We start from the raw sequence: 17,173 nt of genomic DNA on the forward strand, positions 1-17,173 counted from the left end.
TCTCTTCCTGCATTACCGTGCGGCTATCCCGCTACGTGACAAGGATCACGCGCAGGAAAGGCTCCCGCTCTTTCTTCTCTAAATTTCGCTAGTCTTGCTGACCACGGAACATGGAGGATGAAATGAGCGAAGAGAAGCTTAAGATGATTGCCGGTGAACTTTACCGCCCCGGCGATGAAACCCTACAGCGCGAAAGCCACAAAGCCCGCCAGCTGCTGCATCGCTACAACCAAAGCTCACCCGACGAGCAGGCCTGGCGCGATGAAATACTTGCCGAGCTGCTGGGCCAGAGCGAAGGCGCCTATATTGAGCCAACCTTTCGCTGCGACTACGGCTACAATATTTTCCTCGGTAAAAACTTCTACGCTAACTTTGAATGCGTCATGCTGGACGTTTGCCCGATCCGCTTCGGGGACAACTGCATGCTCGCGCCGGGCGTACACATCTATACCGCAACGCACCCGCTTGACGCTCAGACGCGTAACAGCGGCGTTGAATTCGGTAAACCTGTGACTATCGGCCATAATGTGTGGATTGGCGGCCGGGCGGTTATCAACCCGGGCGTGACCATCGGGGATAATGTGGTCGTCGGCTCCGGCTCGGTGGTCACGAAGGACATTCCGGCAAACTGCGTTGTTGCGGGCAACCCGGCGCGCATTATCAAAAAGCTGTAGCGCAGCGGTTAACTGTTATGGTTATTTTTGCCTTATCTGTTACTTTTTTGCCCGGCCCGCGCTTCTTAAAATAGTCTGGTCACGCGTACAACCCGAAACAGAGAACTTAGAAGGCACACCATGACAGAAATTCAGCGCCTGCTCACCGATACTATCGAACATCTGAACGTGACTGAAAAGCGCGATAACCGCCCGCGCTTCAGTATCAGTTTTATCCGTAAGCATCCTGGATTATTTATCGGTATGTATATCGGGTGGTTTGCCACCCTCTGGGTAATGCTTGAATCAGAAACCCTGGCGGGCTCAGTATGGCTTTTGGTGGTGCTGTTTGCGCTGTGTAACGCGTTCTTCTTCTTTGACGTCAATCCTCGCTACCGCTATAGCGACATCGACGTGCTCGACTTACGCGTGTGCTACAACGGCGAGTGGTACAACACCCGCAATGTGCCAACAACGCTGATAGATCAAATCCTCAGCTCCCCGAGCGTGGATGAAGAGCAAAAATCGCTGCTGCATAAAATGCTCAGCCGCAAAGGGGAGCTGTCATTTTACGACGTCTTCTCGCTGACTCGCCAGCAGCCCGCTGGCGGTCATTAACGACTAGCGGCGTTTCTTACGCCCCTGCACCGCTTTAAAACGCGGGTTAGTCTTGCAAATCACATACAGCCGCCCCTTGCGCCGAACAATCTGGCAATCGGGGTGGCGCTGTTTTGCACTGCGTAACGAATTTAATACCTGCATTTATTAAGACTCCTTACCGCCAAAAAACTTGCCAAAACGCTGCTGGAAGCGAGCCGGGCCGCCTTCATTAACGAAGACTTTCTGCTTGCCGGTGTAATGCGGGTGCGAAGCCGAAGAGACTTCGATAGTCACATAAGGGTAAGTCACCCCGTCCAGCTCAATCTCACGGTCGGTTTTAATCGTCGACCCAACTTTAAAATACTCATTTACGCTGGTGTCATGAAACACCACGGTCCGGTAAAACGGATGGATATCGCGCTGCATAAAAATCATTCCGATATGTTATAACGTAACAATAAAATAAGAGATGAACGGACGAAATGCAAGCGGGGTTTGAAAGTACGGGGAGCAAAAAGGAGGCGGGCACCCGGTAAGTGCCCGTCAGAATTACAGTTTAAAACCGGCGACAACGCGCTCAAGTTGCAGCGATTGCTCGGCCATCGAGTGGGAAGCGGAAGAGACCTGCTGAACCAGCGCGGCATTTTGCTGAGTGGTGCTATCCAGCTGATTAATTGCCAGATTAACCTGCTCAATACCGGTACTCTGCTCGCGGCTGGACGACATAATTTCGGCCATCAGCGTGGTGACGTTACGCACGCCCTGGGTCAGTTCTTCCATCGTGCTCCCGGCCTGATGTACCAGCTCGGTGCCCAGATTAACGTTGCTCACCGAATTTTCGATAAGCGCCTTAATCTCCCTTGCCGACTGGGCCGAACGCTGTGCCAGGCTGCGCACTTCTGAAGCGACGACGGCAAAACCACGCCCCTGCTCTCCGGCACGCGCTGCTTCTACCGCCGCATTCAGAGCCAGAATGTTCGTCTGGAACGCAATGCTGTCGATGACGCTGATAATATCCACAACTTTGCCCGATGAAGTCTGGATAGCGTTCATGGTGCTGACGACCTGCTTGACCACATCGCCCCCTTTAACGGCTACGTTTGAGGCTTCGCGTGCCAGTTCATTTGCGTGGGCGGCGTTATCGGCATTTTGACGTACGGTGCTGGTCAGCTCTTCCATTGAAGCCGCCGTCTGCTCAATCGAACTTGCCTGATCCTCGGTACGGGCGGAAAGATCCTGGTTACCGGTCGCTATCTGGTGCGACGCGGAAGAGATGGCTCTCGCGCTGTCGCCAACCTGGCGCAGCATGGTTTGTAGATAAGTAATCACGCCGTTAAAACTGTCGATAATGGCGTTGAACTCCGGGCTGCTGGTCGGCTCCAGGCGCTGGGTCAGGTCGGCCCCACCGGCAGAAAGTCGGCTGATGTTATGGTTAAGATCGCTCAGGCGGCGCATCATATTGCGGATAAACAGCACCAGAATGCCCAGCAGAATAATTGCCATTGGGATCTGCACCATACCGAGGCGCAGCAGAATAGCGTCCGTTTGCTTAGTCAGCAGAGAAGTGGGCAAATCGACGGCGAGGATCCACGGGCTGCCTTTCACCGTCTGCAAAATCACGGTATGCGAAGTGCCCTCGTTGTCGTATTCATTTTCGCTATTCTGGCTGGCGCTAAAACCGGGCAGCATCTCCTGCACCGCTTTTGCCATTGGCAGCGTACTGCTCAGCTCGGAAAGATTTTTCAGCCCTGCCGTTTTGCCAATCTGGTCGGCATTTCCCACCACTTTACCGTCGGCTTCAATGATCAGAACCTGGCCTTTAACCGCCTCGCTCATCTGTTTCGCCAGCTGGTTAAAGAAACCAAGGGTCACATCAATGGTGGCCACGCCCCACGGCTGCCCCTCTTTGCTTATCGCCATTGCGCAGTTGGTGCGCGGCTGCGGGCTGGCGTCATCCTGGTAGGCATTTGCCCAGGCGCACTGCCCGGCCGGAGAAGCCAGACCGGCTTTGTACCACACCTGCTCGTAATAATTTGGCGCGGCGTCTGAGTTCCAGTAGGTGTTTTCCTCAAGCTTATTGCTGCCGTTACGGGCGAAGAAGGTGCTGAACTTATTGCGCCCCGCTTCGCGTTTTTCCGGCAGCGGCCATATTCCACCGCCGAAGACGTTCACATCCTGATACTGGTCTACCAGCATCGGCAGCAGCCGGTTGATGTCATCGCTTTGCATCGCGGAAACTGACTGGGTGATGCTGCGCATTTGTGCCTGCACGCGGTTCATCTGTTCGGTGATATTCACCGCAACGTTATCCACCGCAAAGCGGATCAGCTGGGTTTCATTGCGCTTGATTTGCGGCGTCACGAAGAAATGGATAACCAGCGACGTTATCGCGACTAACAGCAGGAAAAACAAACTTAGAGAGGTAATGAACCGGGATTGTGTCGTTTTTAGCATGATGAGGATACCTGGTGGTAGAAAGCGAAACGCTTAGCATCCTCTTCGGCATAAAGCCGACAAACTTAAATGCCTCCTGAATTTAAGCGGTCGTTAATTATTTCCAAATGTAATTAAGTTCCAGTTAAATCCATAAGTTAACCCTTACGGTTGAAACATTTTGCAATACTTAGACTTTTCTCGTTTCCGCAAAAGCTTAGAACCCCTCCCCGTCATAGCTTAGAAGATAACAATATTGGGCGCGCCTTTTCGATTCCGGCAAGGTGAGCCTAAAGCTATCCGACATCATCCAGAAGGAAATCGCCATGCTGCTGCGCCGCTGTTGTGCCGAACCCAACGCCACCTCTTTCTCGACTACCCTGATTACCGGAGCAAAACATGAGCAACAATCCAGGACTGGCACTGCCGATTCTTGACCTCTCCCAGCTTAGCGGCAGCGAAACAGACCGCTCGGCCTTCCTTAGCCAGCTGCGCTACGCCGCGCGGGAAATTGGCTTTTTCTACCTGATAAACCACGGCATCAGCCCCGAACTGCAACAGGCAGTACAGGATGAGGCCCGCAGCTTTTTTTCCCTCCCCGACGAAGACAAACAGCAGGTGGCGATGATCCACTCGCCGCATTTCCGTGGCTATAACCGCGCCGCCAGCGAGCTTACCCGCGGCCAGCCGGACTGGCGTGAGCAGTTCGATCTTGGCGCTGAACGCCAGGCTTTCCCGCCTGATGAATACGCTCCGGCATGGCGACGCTTACAGGGACCAAACCTTTGGCCAGCGGCACAACCTGAGCTGAAGCCCACGCTTTTGCAATGGCAGCGCGAAATGACCGCCGTGGCGTTAAAGCTGCTGCGCACTTTTGCCGAGGCGCTTAGCCTCCCGGCCGACGCCTTCGACGCCCTTTACGGCAGCCTGCCTAACGAACATATCAAACTGATTCGCTACCCCGGCCAGTCTGCGACGCAAAGCAGCCAGGGCGTGGGTGCGCATAAAGATTCAGGCTTCCTGAGCTTCCTGCTTCAGGACGATAAAAAAGGGCTCCAGGTCGAAGTCTCCCCGGATAACTGGGTTGACGCCCAGCCTCTGCCGGGCAGTTTCGTGGTGAATATTGGTGAACTGCTGGAGCTGGCGACCAACGGCTATCTTCGCGCTACGGTTCACCGCGTGGTTTCCCCGCCGCAGCATGAAGAGCGCCAGTCCATCGCCTTCTTCCTCGGCGCGCAGCTCAACGCCGTAGTACCCGTTTATCAGCTGCCGGAAGCGCTGGTCAAAGAAGCCCGGGGGCCGGAAAGCGATCCGCTTAACCCGCTACTGCGCGACGTTGGCTGGAACTACCTGAAAGGCCGCCTGCGCTCTCACCCGGACGTAGCCGAGCGCTACTACGCCGACGTTCTTCGTAACAGCAGTGAACTGATAGCTTAACTAACGACATAAATAATAAGGAAAACCATGATGAAACATGCTGCTTTTAAACTGGCCGGTGTTGCTCTGTCGCTTTCTCTGGCTTTCGCGGTACAGGCCGCAGACGCGCTGCGCGTTGCCGCCGACCCGGTTCCGCACGCGGAGATCCTCGCCTTCGTGCAGAAACTGGACCCGAATCTGAAACTCAAAGTCGTCGAGCTGACCAGCGGCGCTAACGCCAACGAACTGTTGGCCAGCGGCGACGTGGATGCTAACTACTTCCAGCATGTTCCTTATTTACGCGATCAGGAAAAAGCGCTCGGCAAGAAATTTGTTGTTGCCGCCACGGTACATATCGAGCCGCTGGGAATTTACTCGCATAAATACAAGGATCTGAAATCCGTACCGGAAGGCGCAACCGTGGCGGTGCCGAACAACGTCACCAACCTGAGCCGCGCCCTGTATCTGTTGCAGGACAAAGGGCTGATTACCCTGAAGCCTGAATTTAAAGACGCGTCCACTAACCAGGCCACGCCGAAGGACATCGTCGGCAACCCGAAAAAGCTGAAGATTGTGGAAGTGGAATCGCCGCAAATCCCGCGCTCGCTGGATGACGTCGGCCTGGGCGTGATTAACGGTAACTACGCGCTGGAAGCGAGCCTCAGCCCGGCTAAAGATTCGCTTGGCCTGGAAAGCGCTACCCATAATCCGTATGCCAATATTCTGGTGACTAACCCGAATCTGGAAAACGATCCGCGCATCAAACAGTTGGCTAAGGATCTGGAATCACCTCAGGTGGCCGAGTTTATCCGCAAGCAGTACAACGGCTCCGTTATCCCGGTAGAGAATAAGTCATGATTACCCTTGAGCGGCTGAGCAAAGTGTACGCCGGAGAAGGCCGACCGGCGCTGGATGATATCAACCTGGTCGTCCCGGACGGCGCAATCTACGGCATTCTGGGCCGCAGCGGTGCCGGGAAAAGTACGCTGATCCGCTGTCTCAATTTACTGGAGCGGCCCACTTCGGGCCGCATCATCATGAACGACAGAGACATCACTACTTATAACCAGCGTGAGCTGCGCCTGCACCGTCAGCGTACCGGCATGGTGTTCCAGCATTTCAACCTGATCCACGCCCGCAGCGTTGAAGACAATGTTGCCGTGCCGCTGGAAATCGCAGGCCTGGCACGAGAGGAGCGGCGTAAAAGGGTAACTGAACTGCTTGAGCTGGTGGGCCTGAGCGATAAAGCCCGGGCGTTTCCGTCCCAGCTTTCCGGCGGGCAAAAGCAGCGCGTTGGCATTGCACGGGCGCTGGCCGCTCGCCCTGATATTCTGCTGTGCGACGAAGCCACCAGCGCGCTTGACCCGGAAACAACCGGCTCGGTACTGGCGCTGCTGGCGGATATCAACCGCCAGCTGGGTTTGACCATCGTGTTAATCACCCACCAGCTCGAGGTGGTGAAAGCAATTTGCGACCACGCCGCGTTGCTGGAGAACGGCAGGCTAATCGAAAGCGGGCCGCTGTCCGAAAGGCTGGTGGATCCCTTCTCACGGCTCAGGACTTCCCTGCTCCATGACGAGGAAGCCGAGCGAGAATTTTTACGCCGCCACGGCGTTGAGGGGAATGTGTTATGCGAAGTAGCATGAGCTGGGAGGATTTATGGCCGCTGCTGCTGGAAGGCACTCTCGACACGCTTTACATGGTCGGGCTGGCCGCGCTGTTTACCGTCCTGATTGGCCTGCCGCTGGGCGTGCTGCTGTTTCTCAGCAGGCGAGACGGCGTATTGCCTGCTCCTCGCTTCAACAAGATCCTTGGCGCAGTAATTAACATTGGCCGTTCGCTGCCGTTTATCGTGCTGCTGATAGCCCTGATCCCGTTCACGCGCATCATTATCGGCACCACGCTCGGCAGCACCGCGGCGGTTGTGCCGATAACCATCGGAGCCTTTCCGTTCTTTGCCCGCGTGGTGGAAAACGCCCTCGATGAGGTAGACAAAGGCCGAATTGAAGCCATTCTCTCGATGGGCGGCAACGCCTGGCATGTGGTCAGCAAAGTGCTGCTCCCGGAAGCGCTGCCTGCTGTGCTGGCGGGTATTACGCTCACGGTGGTAATGCTGATTGGCTTCTCTTCGATGGCAGGCGTCATCGGCGGCGGCGGGCTGGGGGACCTGGCGATACGCTACGGCTACCAGCGCTTTAATAATCAGGTGATGGTTGGCACGGTCATCATCCTTATCGTGATGGTGCAACTGGTGCAAAGTCTTGGAGACAGGCTGGTTCGCAGCCTCGCCCACCGCCGCTGATCTTTCTTCTAAGCCCTGTATCCTCTACCGGGCTTTAAACCCATTTCCATACACGCGTTTATTATCCGCCCTGGATCACAAAACCAAATTGTTAACGTTAACTATTGCGATTAACATCACATTTATGACGGTCACTCTCTTCTCACACCAAAAAGTTAACGTTAACAATATCGCCATTCAAGCTCTCAGAGGCTGCACACATGGCACTGACAAAACGCAATAAACATCACTATCTGATCCTGAGCGGGCTGCTATTTACCTTTTTCTGGACCTGGTCATCGGCCTTTTCGCTGATCTCACTTTGGCTAAATCAGAAAATCGGCCTGAAAGGCGCGGAAACCGGGCTTATCTTCTCGATAATAGCCTTCACCGCGCTCTGCGCTCAGCCGCTGTACGGCTTTATCCAGGACAAGCTCGGTCTGCGCAAATCGCTGCTGTGGGTTATTGGCGGGCTGCTGCTAGTCAGCGGCCCCTGGTTTATCTTCGTTTGCACCCCGCTGCTTCAGGTGCATATTCTCGCAGGAGCAATCAGCGTCGGGCTTTACGTTGGCGCCACCTTCTTTGCCGGTATTGGCGCACTGGAGTCCTATACCGAACGCGTGAGCCGTATCGTCGGCTTTGAATACGGAAAATCACGCATGTGGGGGTCTTTAGGCTGGGCCGGTGCCACGTTTTTTGCCGGACTGCTGTTTAACCTCAATCCGCAGCTGAATTTCTGGATGGGTAGCGTCTCTGCCTGCCTGTTTCTGCTGCTCCTGTGGCGCATGCGTGACATGCAGCCTAACGCCCTCAGCGAACTGGAATACGGTAAAACCAGCGCGCTGACGCTTGCCGATGCCTTCGGTCTGCTGAAACTCCCTCGCTTCTGGGCGCTGGTACTTTTTGTTTGCGGCGTCAGCGTTTACAACGTTTACGATCAGCAATTCCCCGTTTACTTCGCCTCGCTGTTTAACAACGTGCAGCGCGGCAACGAAATGTTTGGCTTTCTCAACTCCTTCCAGGTATTTCTCGAAGCAGGCGGGATGTTCCTCGCCCCGATGCTGGTAAACCGCATTGGCGCAAAGCGCGGGCTGCTGCTCAGTGGCCTGATCATGGCTATGCGTATCTTTGGTTCAGGCATGGCAAGCGACCCGCTGACCATCTCCTTCATGAAGCTTCTGCACGCGGTCGAACTACCTATTCTTTTGATTTCAATGTTTAAGTACATCACCACGCAGTTCGATCAGCGCCTCTCCGCCACGCTCTATCTGGTCGGCTTCCAGTTTATTACGTCTATATGTGCCACCGTACTTTCTCCTCTTGTTGGGCGCGGATACGACCAGCTCGGCTTTGCCGACACCTATATGATTCTGGCCGGACTGGTGCTGGCACTGACGTTGGTTTCCGCTTTACTGCTCAGCGACTCGGCCCCCGATAACTCACACCCTTCTTTAAATCTGACGACCAGGTAATGTTATGAATACCCCACTGATCAAGGCACAGGCTGCCTTAGAAACGCTACAGGCAACGCGCGGTAACGCCTTTTATCCTCTTTATCATCTGGCGCCGCCCGCAGGCTGGATGAACGATCCTAACGGCCTGATTTATCACAACGGGCTGTACCATGCCTTCTATCAGCACCATCCGTTTGATGAAAGCTGGGGGCCGATGCACTGGGGGCATGCCACCAGCCGGGATATGGTGCGATGGGAACACCAGCCCATCGCACTGGCTCCCGGTGAAGAATGGGACCGGGACGGCTGCTTCTCCGGCAGCGCGGTAGATGATAATGGCGTGCTCGCACTTATCTACACCGGGCATATCTGGCTGGAAGGCGCGGGAAATGACAGTGCTATACGTCAGGTACAATGTCTCGCGACCAGTGAAGACGGCGTTCATTTTAAGAAACAGGGCGTCATTCTCACCCCACCGCCAGGCATCATGCATTTCCGCGATCCAAAGGTTTGGCAACAGGATGGCAGCTGGTGGATGGTTATAGGGGCGCGCGACGAGCACGATCGGGGAAAAGTGCTGCTTTATCGCGGCAGTTCACTGCGGGAGTGGCGGCTGGATCGTGTCCTCACTGAAGCCGACTCGGACATGGGCTATATGTGGGAATGCCCGGATTTCTTCCCGCTCGGTAACAGCCAAATCCTGATGTTTTCCCCGCAGGGCATCCCGTCACAGGGCTTGAAGTATCAAAATCTGTTCCAGAGCGGCTATCTGCGCGGGAGATGGCAGCCGGGGGAAGAGTTCAGGCTCTGCCAGCCGTTTGAAGAGATGGACTACGGGCACGACTTTTATGCGCCGCAGTCCTTTGTCGCTGAAGATGGTCGCCGTATCGTCATAGGCTGGATGGACATGTGGGAATCACCAATGCCCTCTAAATGCGAAGGCTGGGCCGGCTGCCTTACCCTCCCCCGGGAAGTGTGCATGATGCCAAATGGAAAACTCTATCAGAATCCGGTTCATGAACTGGCAACGCTGCGCGCCCATGAGCAGCTGGTTCTGCCCTGCGTACTGGATAAAGATAACCAGAGGCTGTTTCCTGATGCGCAGGCGGTGGAGCTGGAGATAACCTGGGAATGCGGGCAAAGCACGGCCAAACGCTACGGTATTCGCCTGGGGCAAGGCTGCGAACTGTTTGTGGATGTTCAGGCGTGGCGTCTGGTGCTGTCACGAAGCTATCAGGATGGGCAGCTTAACGGGGAGCGCAGCGTGCCCTTATCGGAAAGCAGCGATCTTCACCTGCGTATTTTTATCGATCGCTCGTCCATTGAAGTTTTTGTTAACCAGGGAGAATACTGCCTCAGCAGCCGTCTCTACCCGCAAGAGGGGGAACGTCAGCTTGAGCTGTTCGCCAGCCAGGGAAAAGCCTTATGCCGTGGCGGCACCCTGTGGCAGTTGAACGCGCTATAGCGAAACACGCTTAACCAGCGGGCAAGGCAGCCGCTTCACGCCGCCGCTGGTCAGGCCGTCAATCAAGTGCAGTGCCGCCTGTCGACCAATTTCTTCATGCGGCAACTGGACTGTTGTCAGCGGCGGCAGGAACAAATCGCCGACCCCGACCAGGTTATCAAATCCGAGTACCGCCACCTGCTCTGGAAGAGCAATCCCCTGCGCAAGCAGCTTCTGATAGGCGACAAAAGCGATACGGTCGTTACCACAAACCAGCACATCGAAATCCGCCTTCCCGTCCTTACTATGCCCTGCAATACACTCAGCCAGTTCAGGATAATGGGCATCGCCCCATTGCATGTGATACTGCTTCACCGCCTCAACGTCGAGCCCGGCTTCACGCCAGGCCTGCTCGAATCCGTCCCGGCGAGGACGACTGGCAAGCGCTTCACTGGGCAGCCACAGACACAGCGGGCGACGGTATCCTTGTTCAATCAGATAGCGGGTGGCCTGATACTGGCCGTTAAAATCATCGGGGATATAGCTCGGTAAACCCGCATCGCCGCTCGTACAGTTAGCCAGCACCACACGATGGTTTTTTAATACTGCGGGTAGCTCAACGTGCCTCAGGCCCATCGTAGTAAAAATAATGCCATCAGGCCGCTGGGCCAATAACTGATTGACCGCTCGCTCGGCGTCGTCGGCAGAAAGAATGTTAATCAGGAAACTGTTCCAGCCCCGCTCACGCGCGGTTTGCTCGATAGCCAGCAGCATTTCTACAGAATAGGGGGTGGTCGCCGTATCCAGCGCCAGAATGCCTATTGTCGAAGCTTTAACGCCTTTGCTGCGTATCTTTCGGGCAGAATAGTCCGGCACATAATTAAGCTCGTCAATGGCCCGCTGCACCCGCTCCCGGGTTGCCGGGCTAACGTGTTCAGCCTGATTAATAACCCTGGAGACGGTCATCAATGACACGCCCGCCAGGGTTGCTACGTCTTTCAGAGAAGCCATATCCAGTCATTCAGCGTAGAAGAAAAACCGATAGTAGCCGTTTTTACGCGTTTTTTCTCGACGAGAATGAGTCTGCGCCTTTCTCGCGCACCAGCAGAGTTGTCAGCGTAAACGACAGGATCAGCGCCAGCGCCACGCCCAGCAGGGCTGGGATAAAGTACGGGCCAATATATGCGGGCAGGCTAAAGATGCTCGACAGGATATAGCCATATAGCCGCACGCCAAAGAAGGCAATAAACGCAGAGGCGAGCGAGCTGGCAATTGTCGCGGCGATAAACGCTTTCTTATAACGGGTCAGCACGCCAAACAGCGCGGGTTCGGTGATCCCCAGCAGCGCGGAAATCCCCGCCGAAAGCACCACCGAGCGATCCGCCTTCGACTTGCTCTGCCGCCAGATAGCGAAGGTCGCACCGGCAATCGCCATGTTCGCCATAAACATCATCGGCATCAGCATGTCATAGCCGCGGTCGGTGAAGTTTTGCAGCGCGATGGGCGTCATGGCGTGGTGCATCCCGGTGAGAATCGCAATTGGGCGAATAGCTCCCACCACCAGCCCGGCAAAGCTCGCGGAGACGCCAAACAGCCCTTCGATAAACCAGGCCAGCGCTTTCCCGAGGTAAATTCCCAGCGGGCCAATCACCACCAGCGCCACCAGCGCGGCGAGGAATAGCGTCAGCGTTGGAGTAAAGACCGTTTTCAGCACTTCCGGCATGATGCGGTCAACCCAGCGGTAGATATAACTCAGCGCCAGCACCGAGAAAATGACCGGAATAACGCTTGAGGCATAGTTAAACACCGAAACCGGGATCAGATTAAGAAAGTAGAAAGCGTCCACCGCCCCGGCCTGATGCGCGGCCAGCGCTTTTGCCGCCTCAATTAGCGAAGGATACATCAGGCAGGCGGCAACGGCCGCGGCCAGATATTCATTGGTTTTAAAAATCCTTGCGGCGGAAATCGCCAGGAAGAACGGCAGGAAGTAAAACACCCCGCTGGCAATCAGGTCGATAACCACCACGGTATCGCTTTTAGCCGAAATAACTTTGAGCGCAACCAGCCCCGCCAGCAGCCCTTTTATCATCCCTGCCCCGGCAATCGCCGGCACTATTGGACCAAAAACGCCGGAAACCGTGTCCATAAACAGCGATACCAGACCCTTGCGCTCCTTCTTCTGCGCCGTTGCTGCGGGCTGTTCCTGCGCCCCGCCGAGCAAAGTGGTCAGTTGCTGATACCAGCTATTAACCTGCGGGCCGATGATTATCTGAAACTGGTCGCTTTGGATCTGCGCGCCGAGCACGCCGGGCAGTTTTTTAATCTCCTGCTGATTCACTTTATTATCATCAATTAAATCGAAACGCAGGCGCGTCATGCAGTGCCAGACGTTATTAATATTATCCGTTCCGCCGACCAAACGGATAATAGAAGCGATGACTTCGCGACTCCCCATAAAGCACTCCCCGGTGTTGGCTTATTGTTCTGTTTTGTTGTTGCCGATGGTAGAGAATCAAAAAATAAAAAACAAACCAATGAAACATGAACCACGTCACAATTAGCCATATAAAAGACAACAAAACCCAACACCACACTAAATTGGTACGTTTTTATCCGGCTTTACAATCAAATAACTGACCAATAAAAAAGAGTAAAAAAACCGTTTACCGGCGGGGAAAAATAGGGTGATAGTAATAGCAGAACTTACATTTTTCCGTTTAATTTAGCCTGACGGTGGAGCTTGCTCGTGCTACCAACGATTATCGAAAATATTGAATGTTTTATTACTAAACCGGACCGCCATAACCTTGTCACGGTACGCGTCACTACCGACAAAGGCGTCACCGGCCTCGGCTGTGCCACCTTCCAGCAGCGCCCGCTGGCGGTGAAAACGATGGTCGATGAATACCTCAAACCGCTGCTGATTGGCCGCGATGCCAACCATATCGAAGACCTGTGGCAGATGATGACGGTCAACGCCTACTGGCGTAACGGCCCGGTGATGAACAACGCCATTGCGGGCGTGGATATGGCGCTATGGGACATTAAAGGCCAGCTTGCCGGGATGCCGCTCTATCAGCTGCTGGGCGGTAAGTCGAAAGACGCGATTGCGGTTTACAGCCACGCCGCCAGCGAAACGCTGGAGGGGTTGTATCAGGAGGTCGATAAGCTGCTGGGCGAAGGCTATCGCTATATTCGTTGCCAGCTCGGGTTCTACGGCGGCACACCGCAGGGCATGCACCAGACCCGAACCCCAACGCCCGGCGCCTATTACGACCAGGACGAATACATGGCTAATACGGTGGAAATGTTCCGCGCCCTGCGTGAGAAATACGGCCATCGCTTCCATATCCTGCACGACGTACACGAGCGCCTGTTCCCGCAGCAGGCCGTCCAGCTTGCCAAAGCGCTGGAGCCTTACCAGCCGTGGTTTATCGAGGATATCCTGCCGCCGCAGCAAAGCGCCTGGCTCGAACAGGTTCGCAACCACTCCTCCGTGCCGCTGGCAATGGGCGAGCTGTTTAACAACCCGGCGGAATGGCATGACCTTATCGTTAACCGCCGCATCGACTTTATTCGCTGCCACGTTTCGCAGATAGGCGGAATTACTCCGGCGCTAAAACTGGCGGTACTTTGCCAGGCCTTTGGAGTACGTCTTGCCTGGCACGGGCCACCTGATATGACGCCGATTGCGGTCGCGGTGAACACCCATCTCAATATCCACCTGCATAATGCGGCGATTCAGGAATTTATTCCGAACAAGCCGAATACCAAAGCGGTGTTCCCCGGCGCACCTGAGGCAGATCAGGGCTATATGTATCCGCTGGAGAAACCAGGAATCGGGGTAGGTTTTGACGAGCGACAAGCGGAGCGCTTCCCGGTGGAATACCGCCCGCACGAGTGGACCCAAAGCCGCCTGCCAAACGGGGCGATTCACACCCCCTGAGGCACTCTGCGGCGGGCAAGATTATCGTGGTTGAAGGGGATGACGTAGGTGCAGGAGTAGTCGATATCAACGATGTCGCTGATTTCAAATACCCGTCCCCCCTCCAGAATGCCACGGTTGCGTATTTGCATCGCCGGAAGCCCCTTCTTGCACTCCAGCAGTTGAGCCTGTTCCTTGTTAATCACCACCGCCTGGTAGCTGGTCAGCAGGTGAGAAATGCGGTAACCCTTGCTCAGAACGTATTGTTGCAGCGAGCTTTCAATGGCCTTCTGGTTCAGGTCAGGGAAATCTTTTACCGGCATGCGCGAGGTTTCAATCTGCACTTTGCGGTTGTCTACCAGCCGCAGGCGGCAAAACTGCCAGATAAACGCGTCCTCGTTCAGGCCAAAAACCTGCTGCTCGTCGCGGTCGGGTAATTTCTTATGCAGGCTGACTAGCCGAAACGCAATGCGGTCGAAGTGTTTTTCAGTTATCGAGTTGTACACCAGTGGGCTATTGCGGGCCTGTTCGTTAATCCAGACGCCCGATCCCTGAATAATCGTCACCACGCCAATACTCACCAACTTTTCCAGCGCCTGGCGAATAGTAAAGCGCGAAACGCCGTATTCTTCAGCAAGCTGGCGCTCCGGCGGCAATTTACGCAGCCCCGGGCTTGCGTGCTGGTAAATTTTGCTCAGCAAATCCTGAGTCACAAATTCTTTTTTTTTCATCGCTGGCTCCTGTCCTTTGCGCTGAAACATAACACTGCTGCGCCGCCTGAACTATGCTGGCAGATAAATTCATCTGACTTTTCACTTCTGACGCCAGGACTCAACTATGGCAGGCAAAAAACTGGTCAGCATCGTTAACGGCGTGCTGATCCTCGCGGTACTGCTGCCGATACTGCTCAGCATTTACCTGGCGCATAACAAGGCCGAAAAAACCTTTCACAGCGAGCTGGAAAATTACGCCGACCGCGCGCTGCTGCGCAGCGAAAAAGTGATGGATCAGGCCGTTGAAGCACTCAAGCAAATCAACCGCTTCAGTAGCACATATTGCACCCGGCCTCACCTTGAAGCGATGCGCCGCGTAGCCTTTGATTTTCGCTACATTCAGGAAGTGCTTTACCTGGAGAATAATCGCGCCCGCTGTTCCTCGCTTGAAGCCAACAACAACGGCGCACAGCTTGGCCCGCCGGACACCATCGGCCCGCAGGGGTTTTCCGCCTGGTATACCGACACCACCGATCTGGGCTTTCAGCGGCCAATGATTTACGTCGGGAAAACGCCGCACGTCGTGGTTATCGATCCTGTCGCGTTTATTGACGTTATCCCTTTTGGCCATAACCCGGTCAATATCGCGATGGTTGGCCTTGAGCACGACAGGCAAATTGCCAGCAATGCCACGCTGCCCAATGACGGCTGGCATGCGCGGATACGCAAAGGCACAACCACCTGGTCGGACGGGCAAAACGATTACGTCATTCGCCGCGCGCCGGAACTGGGGCTGGCGATGATAGCCTGGGCGCCCAGCGCTCCCCTGCAAACGGCCTGGTATAAGCAAATGGTTATCTGGCTGCCCATCGGCATGCTGTTTAGCCTGAGCGCGGGCTGGTTTATCACCCGCCTGCTGCGCCGCCTGGAGTCGCCTGAAACCCGCATTCAGGACGCCATTCGCGGCCGCGAATTTAGCCTCGAATACCAGCCCATTATCGATTTGAAATCGGGTGAAGGCGTAGGGGCAGAGGCGCTTATACGCTGGCGTCTGCCGGACGGGAGCTTTATCAGCCCGGACATTTTCATTCCGATTGCCGAGCAAACCGGGCTGATCACTCAAATTACCGGGCTGGTTATCAATAAAGTCTTCAGCGAAATGGGCGACTGGCTGCACGCCCATCCGGGGCACCATATTTCCATCAACCTTTCGCCCTCCGACGTGCTGAGCGACCGCATCCTGCCGCTTATCAAACCGCTGCTGCTCAAGTATCAGATTAAGCCGGAGCAAATTGCGCTGGAGATAACCGAGCGCGGCTTTGCCGACCCGGCCACCAGCGCGCCGATTGTGGCGCAATACCGCCAGGCGGGGCACCCAATCTATCTTGATGACTTCGGGACCGGCTACTCCAGCCTGAGCTACTTGCAGGATCTCGCCGTCGATATTTTGAAAATCGACAAATCCTTCGTTGACGCGCTGGAGTATAAAAACGTCACGCCTTACATCATCGAAATGGCGAAAACGTTGAGTCTCGATACCGTAGCTGAAGGGATTGAAACCGCGGCTCAGGCGGCGTGGCTGCGGGAGCACGGGGTGACTTACGGGCAGGGCTGGCTTTACAGCAAAGCCCTGCCGAAGCAGGCATTTATCGACTGGATAGCGCGTAATCACGCCATTTGCCGCCGTTAACTATTTACGCAAAAGCTGCTGGAGGCGCTGCTGCTGGCGGCGCTCAAGCCAGCCTTTAAGGACAAATAAGCGCAGCCCGCCCATCACCAGCAGCGCGCCCCAGATAAGCGTCGGCCACAGAAACCAGTAACTTCCCGGAGAAGTCAGCAGGTTAATTGCGGCTAAACCGGCGCAGACAATCGCCCATACCAGCACGGAACGGTAGTAGCGATATTCGCGGGCAACGCGCTGTTTAGCCTCCTGAATGCGCATATCCAGCGCCTCTTCTGGCTCTGCCCCCGGGTCGCCGCCGTCGTCGTACAAATCGGTGACATTAAGGTCAAATGCCGCGGCGATGGCGCTCAGCGTTTCCAGGCTGGCCTGGCCGCCGTTTTCAATTCTCTGAATAGTTCTGACGCTCAGGGAAGAGAGCTCGGCGAGCTGTTCCTGAGACCAGGCGCGGGATAAGCGCAATGCTTTAATCTTGTTACTCATGGCTGGACATCCTCAAATGATTGAACCCGCTCTTACTATGGCCCGGCATGAGCAAAGCCAACACGACGCCGACGCGACACCAGCCTGACA

17 protein-coding genes are annotated in these 17,173 nt (G+C 55.3%); 10 read left to right on the plus strand and 7 right to left on the minus strand.

The features are described from left to right. The first annotated feature begins 122 nt into the window (after positions 1-122). Both maa and HMPREF0201_RS15390 read left to right on the plus strand, forming a co-directional pair. Entirely contained in the window at positions 123-674 is a 552-nt protein-coding gene (gene maa / locus HMPREF0201_RS15385; protein WP_039898584.1) for a maltose O-acetyltransferase, read from the plus strand. Positions 675-794: 120 nt separating this feature from the next. Continuing rightward, positions 795-1,271: a YlaC family protein gene (locus HMPREF0201_RS15390; RefSeq protein ID WP_016537666.1), complete on the plus strand. Its 477-nt coding sequence runs from the start codon at positions 795-797 to the stop codon at positions 1,269-1,271. A 3-nt stretch (positions 1,272-1,274) separates the two neighbouring features. Here HMPREF0201_RS15390 and ykgO read toward each other — a convergent pair whose 3' ends face one another. From ykgO to HMPREF0201_RS15405, 3 genes are all read right to left on the minus strand, one after another. Further along, positions 1,275-1,415: a type B 50S ribosomal protein L36 gene (gene ykgO / locus HMPREF0201_RS15395; RefSeq protein WP_016537667.1), complete on the minus strand. Its 141-nt coding sequence runs from the start codon at positions 1,413-1,415 to the stop codon at positions 1,275-1,277. A 3-nt stretch (positions 1,416-1,418) separates the two neighbouring features. Further along, the gene (locus HMPREF0201_RS15400) at positions 1,419-1,679 is read right to left on the minus strand and encodes a type B 50S ribosomal protein L31 (RefSeq protein ID WP_008460319.1); all 261 of its coding nucleotides are present in this window, start codon (positions 1,677-1,679) and stop codon (positions 1,419-1,421) included. A 123-nt stretch (positions 1,680-1,802) separates the two neighbouring features. Next, positions 1,803-3,707 (minus strand): methyl-accepting chemotaxis protein, encoded by a 1,905-nt coding sequence (locus HMPREF0201_RS15405; protein ID WP_016537669.1) that lies wholly within the window; start codon positions 3,705-3,707, stop codon positions 1,803-1,805. A 378-nt stretch (positions 3,708-4,085) separates the two neighbouring features. Between HMPREF0201_RS15405 and HMPREF0201_RS15410 the strand changes: the two genes are divergently transcribed. The 6 genes from HMPREF0201_RS15410 to HMPREF0201_RS15435 all read left to right on the plus strand — a co-directional run bounded on the left by HMPREF0201_RS15410 (position 4,086) and on the right by HMPREF0201_RS15435 (position 10,302). Then, the gene (locus tag HMPREF0201_RS15410) at positions 4,086-5,123 is read left to right on the plus strand and encodes an isopenicillin N synthase family dioxygenase (RefSeq protein WP_016537670.1); all 1,038 of its coding nucleotides are present in this window, start codon (positions 4,086-4,088) and stop codon (positions 5,121-5,123) included. A 30-nt stretch (positions 5,124-5,153) separates the two neighbouring features. Further along, positions 5,154-5,960 carry a MetQ/NlpA family ABC transporter substrate-binding protein gene (locus tag HMPREF0201_RS15415; protein ID WP_039898593.1) on the plus strand — a complete coding sequence of 269 codons (807 nt, stop codon included), beginning with the start codon at positions 5,154-5,156 and terminating at the stop codon, positions 5,958-5,960. After that, complete coding sequence (locus HMPREF0201_RS15420; RefSeq protein WP_016537672.1) at positions 5,957-6,748, plus strand: methionine ABC transporter ATP-binding protein; 792 nt, start codon at positions 5,957-5,959, stop codon at positions 6,746-6,748. The genes HMPREF0201_RS15415 and HMPREF0201_RS15420 overlap by 4 nt, the downstream gene beginning before the upstream one ends. Continuing rightward, the gene (locus HMPREF0201_RS15425) at positions 6,745-7,404 is read left to right on the plus strand and encodes a methionine ABC transporter permease (protein WP_016537673.1); all 660 of its coding nucleotides are present in this window, start codon (positions 6,745-6,747) and stop codon (positions 7,402-7,404) included. Before HMPREF0201_RS15420 ends, HMPREF0201_RS15425 begins: the two co-directional genes overlap by 4 nt. Before the next feature lie 200 nt (positions 7,405-7,604). Further along, positions 7,605-8,855 (plus strand): MFS transporter, encoded by a 1,251-nt coding sequence (locus HMPREF0201_RS15430; RefSeq protein ID WP_016537675.1) that lies wholly within the window; start codon positions 7,605-7,607, stop codon positions 8,853-8,855. A 4-nt stretch (positions 8,856-8,859) separates the two neighbouring features. Further along, entirely contained in the window at positions 8,860-10,302 is a 1,443-nt protein-coding gene (locus HMPREF0201_RS15435) for a glycoside hydrolase family 32 protein (RefSeq protein WP_016537676.1), read from the plus strand. Here HMPREF0201_RS15435 and HMPREF0201_RS15440 read toward each other — a convergent pair. Next, positions 10,297-11,292 carry a LacI family DNA-binding transcriptional regulator gene (locus HMPREF0201_RS15440; RefSeq protein WP_016537677.1) on the minus strand — a complete coding sequence of 332 codons (996 nt, stop codon included), beginning with the start codon at positions 11,290-11,292 and terminating at the stop codon, positions 10,297-10,299. The two genes, HMPREF0201_RS15435 and HMPREF0201_RS15440, sit on opposite strands and share 6 nt — an antisense overlap. Positions 11,293-11,335: 43 nt before the next feature. After that, positions 11,336-12,736: a PTS transporter subunit EIIC gene (locus tag HMPREF0201_RS15445; RefSeq protein WP_016537678.1), complete on the minus strand. Its 1,401-nt coding sequence runs from the start codon at positions 12,734-12,736 to the stop codon at positions 11,336-11,338. Positions 12,737-13,027: 291 nt separating this feature from the next. Here HMPREF0201_RS15445 and HMPREF0201_RS15450 point away from each other — a divergent pair, with 291 nt between their 5' ends. Continuing rightward, the gene (locus HMPREF0201_RS15450) at positions 13,028-14,227 is read left to right on the plus strand and encodes an enolase C-terminal domain-like protein (RefSeq protein WP_039898595.1); all 1,200 of its coding nucleotides are present in this window, start codon (positions 13,028-13,030) and stop codon (positions 14,225-14,227) included. Here HMPREF0201_RS15450 and HMPREF0201_RS15455 read toward each other — a convergent pair. Next, complete coding sequence (locus HMPREF0201_RS15455; protein ID WP_039898597.1) at positions 14,215-14,937, minus strand: GntR family transcriptional regulator; 723 nt, start codon at positions 14,935-14,937, stop codon at positions 14,215-14,217. The two genes, HMPREF0201_RS15450 and HMPREF0201_RS15455, sit on opposite strands and share 13 nt — an antisense overlap. 106 nt (positions 14,938-15,043) lie before the next feature. On the opposite strand from HMPREF0201_RS15455, the gene HMPREF0201_RS15460 reads away from it, so the two are divergent. Further along, positions 15,044-16,609, plus strand: coding sequence for an EAL domain-containing protein (locus HMPREF0201_RS15460; protein ID WP_016537681.1), 1,566 nt, complete (start codon positions 15,044-15,046; stop codon positions 16,607-16,609). Here HMPREF0201_RS15460 and HMPREF0201_RS15465 read toward each other — a convergent pair whose 3' ends face one another. Then, the gene (locus tag HMPREF0201_RS15465; protein WP_016537682.1) at positions 16,610-17,083 is read right to left on the minus strand and encodes a helix-turn-helix domain-containing protein; all 474 of its coding nucleotides are present in this window, start codon (positions 17,081-17,083) and stop codon (positions 16,610-16,612) included. It abuts the gene before it with no gap. Positions 17,084-17,173: the final 90 nt, after the last annotated feature.

The organism is Cedecea davisae DSM 4568 (genome assembly GCF_000412335.2).
In the GTDB taxonomy this organism is placed as follows: Bacteria; Pseudomonadota; Gammaproteobacteria; order Enterobacterales; family Enterobacteriaceae; genus Cedecea; species Cedecea davisae.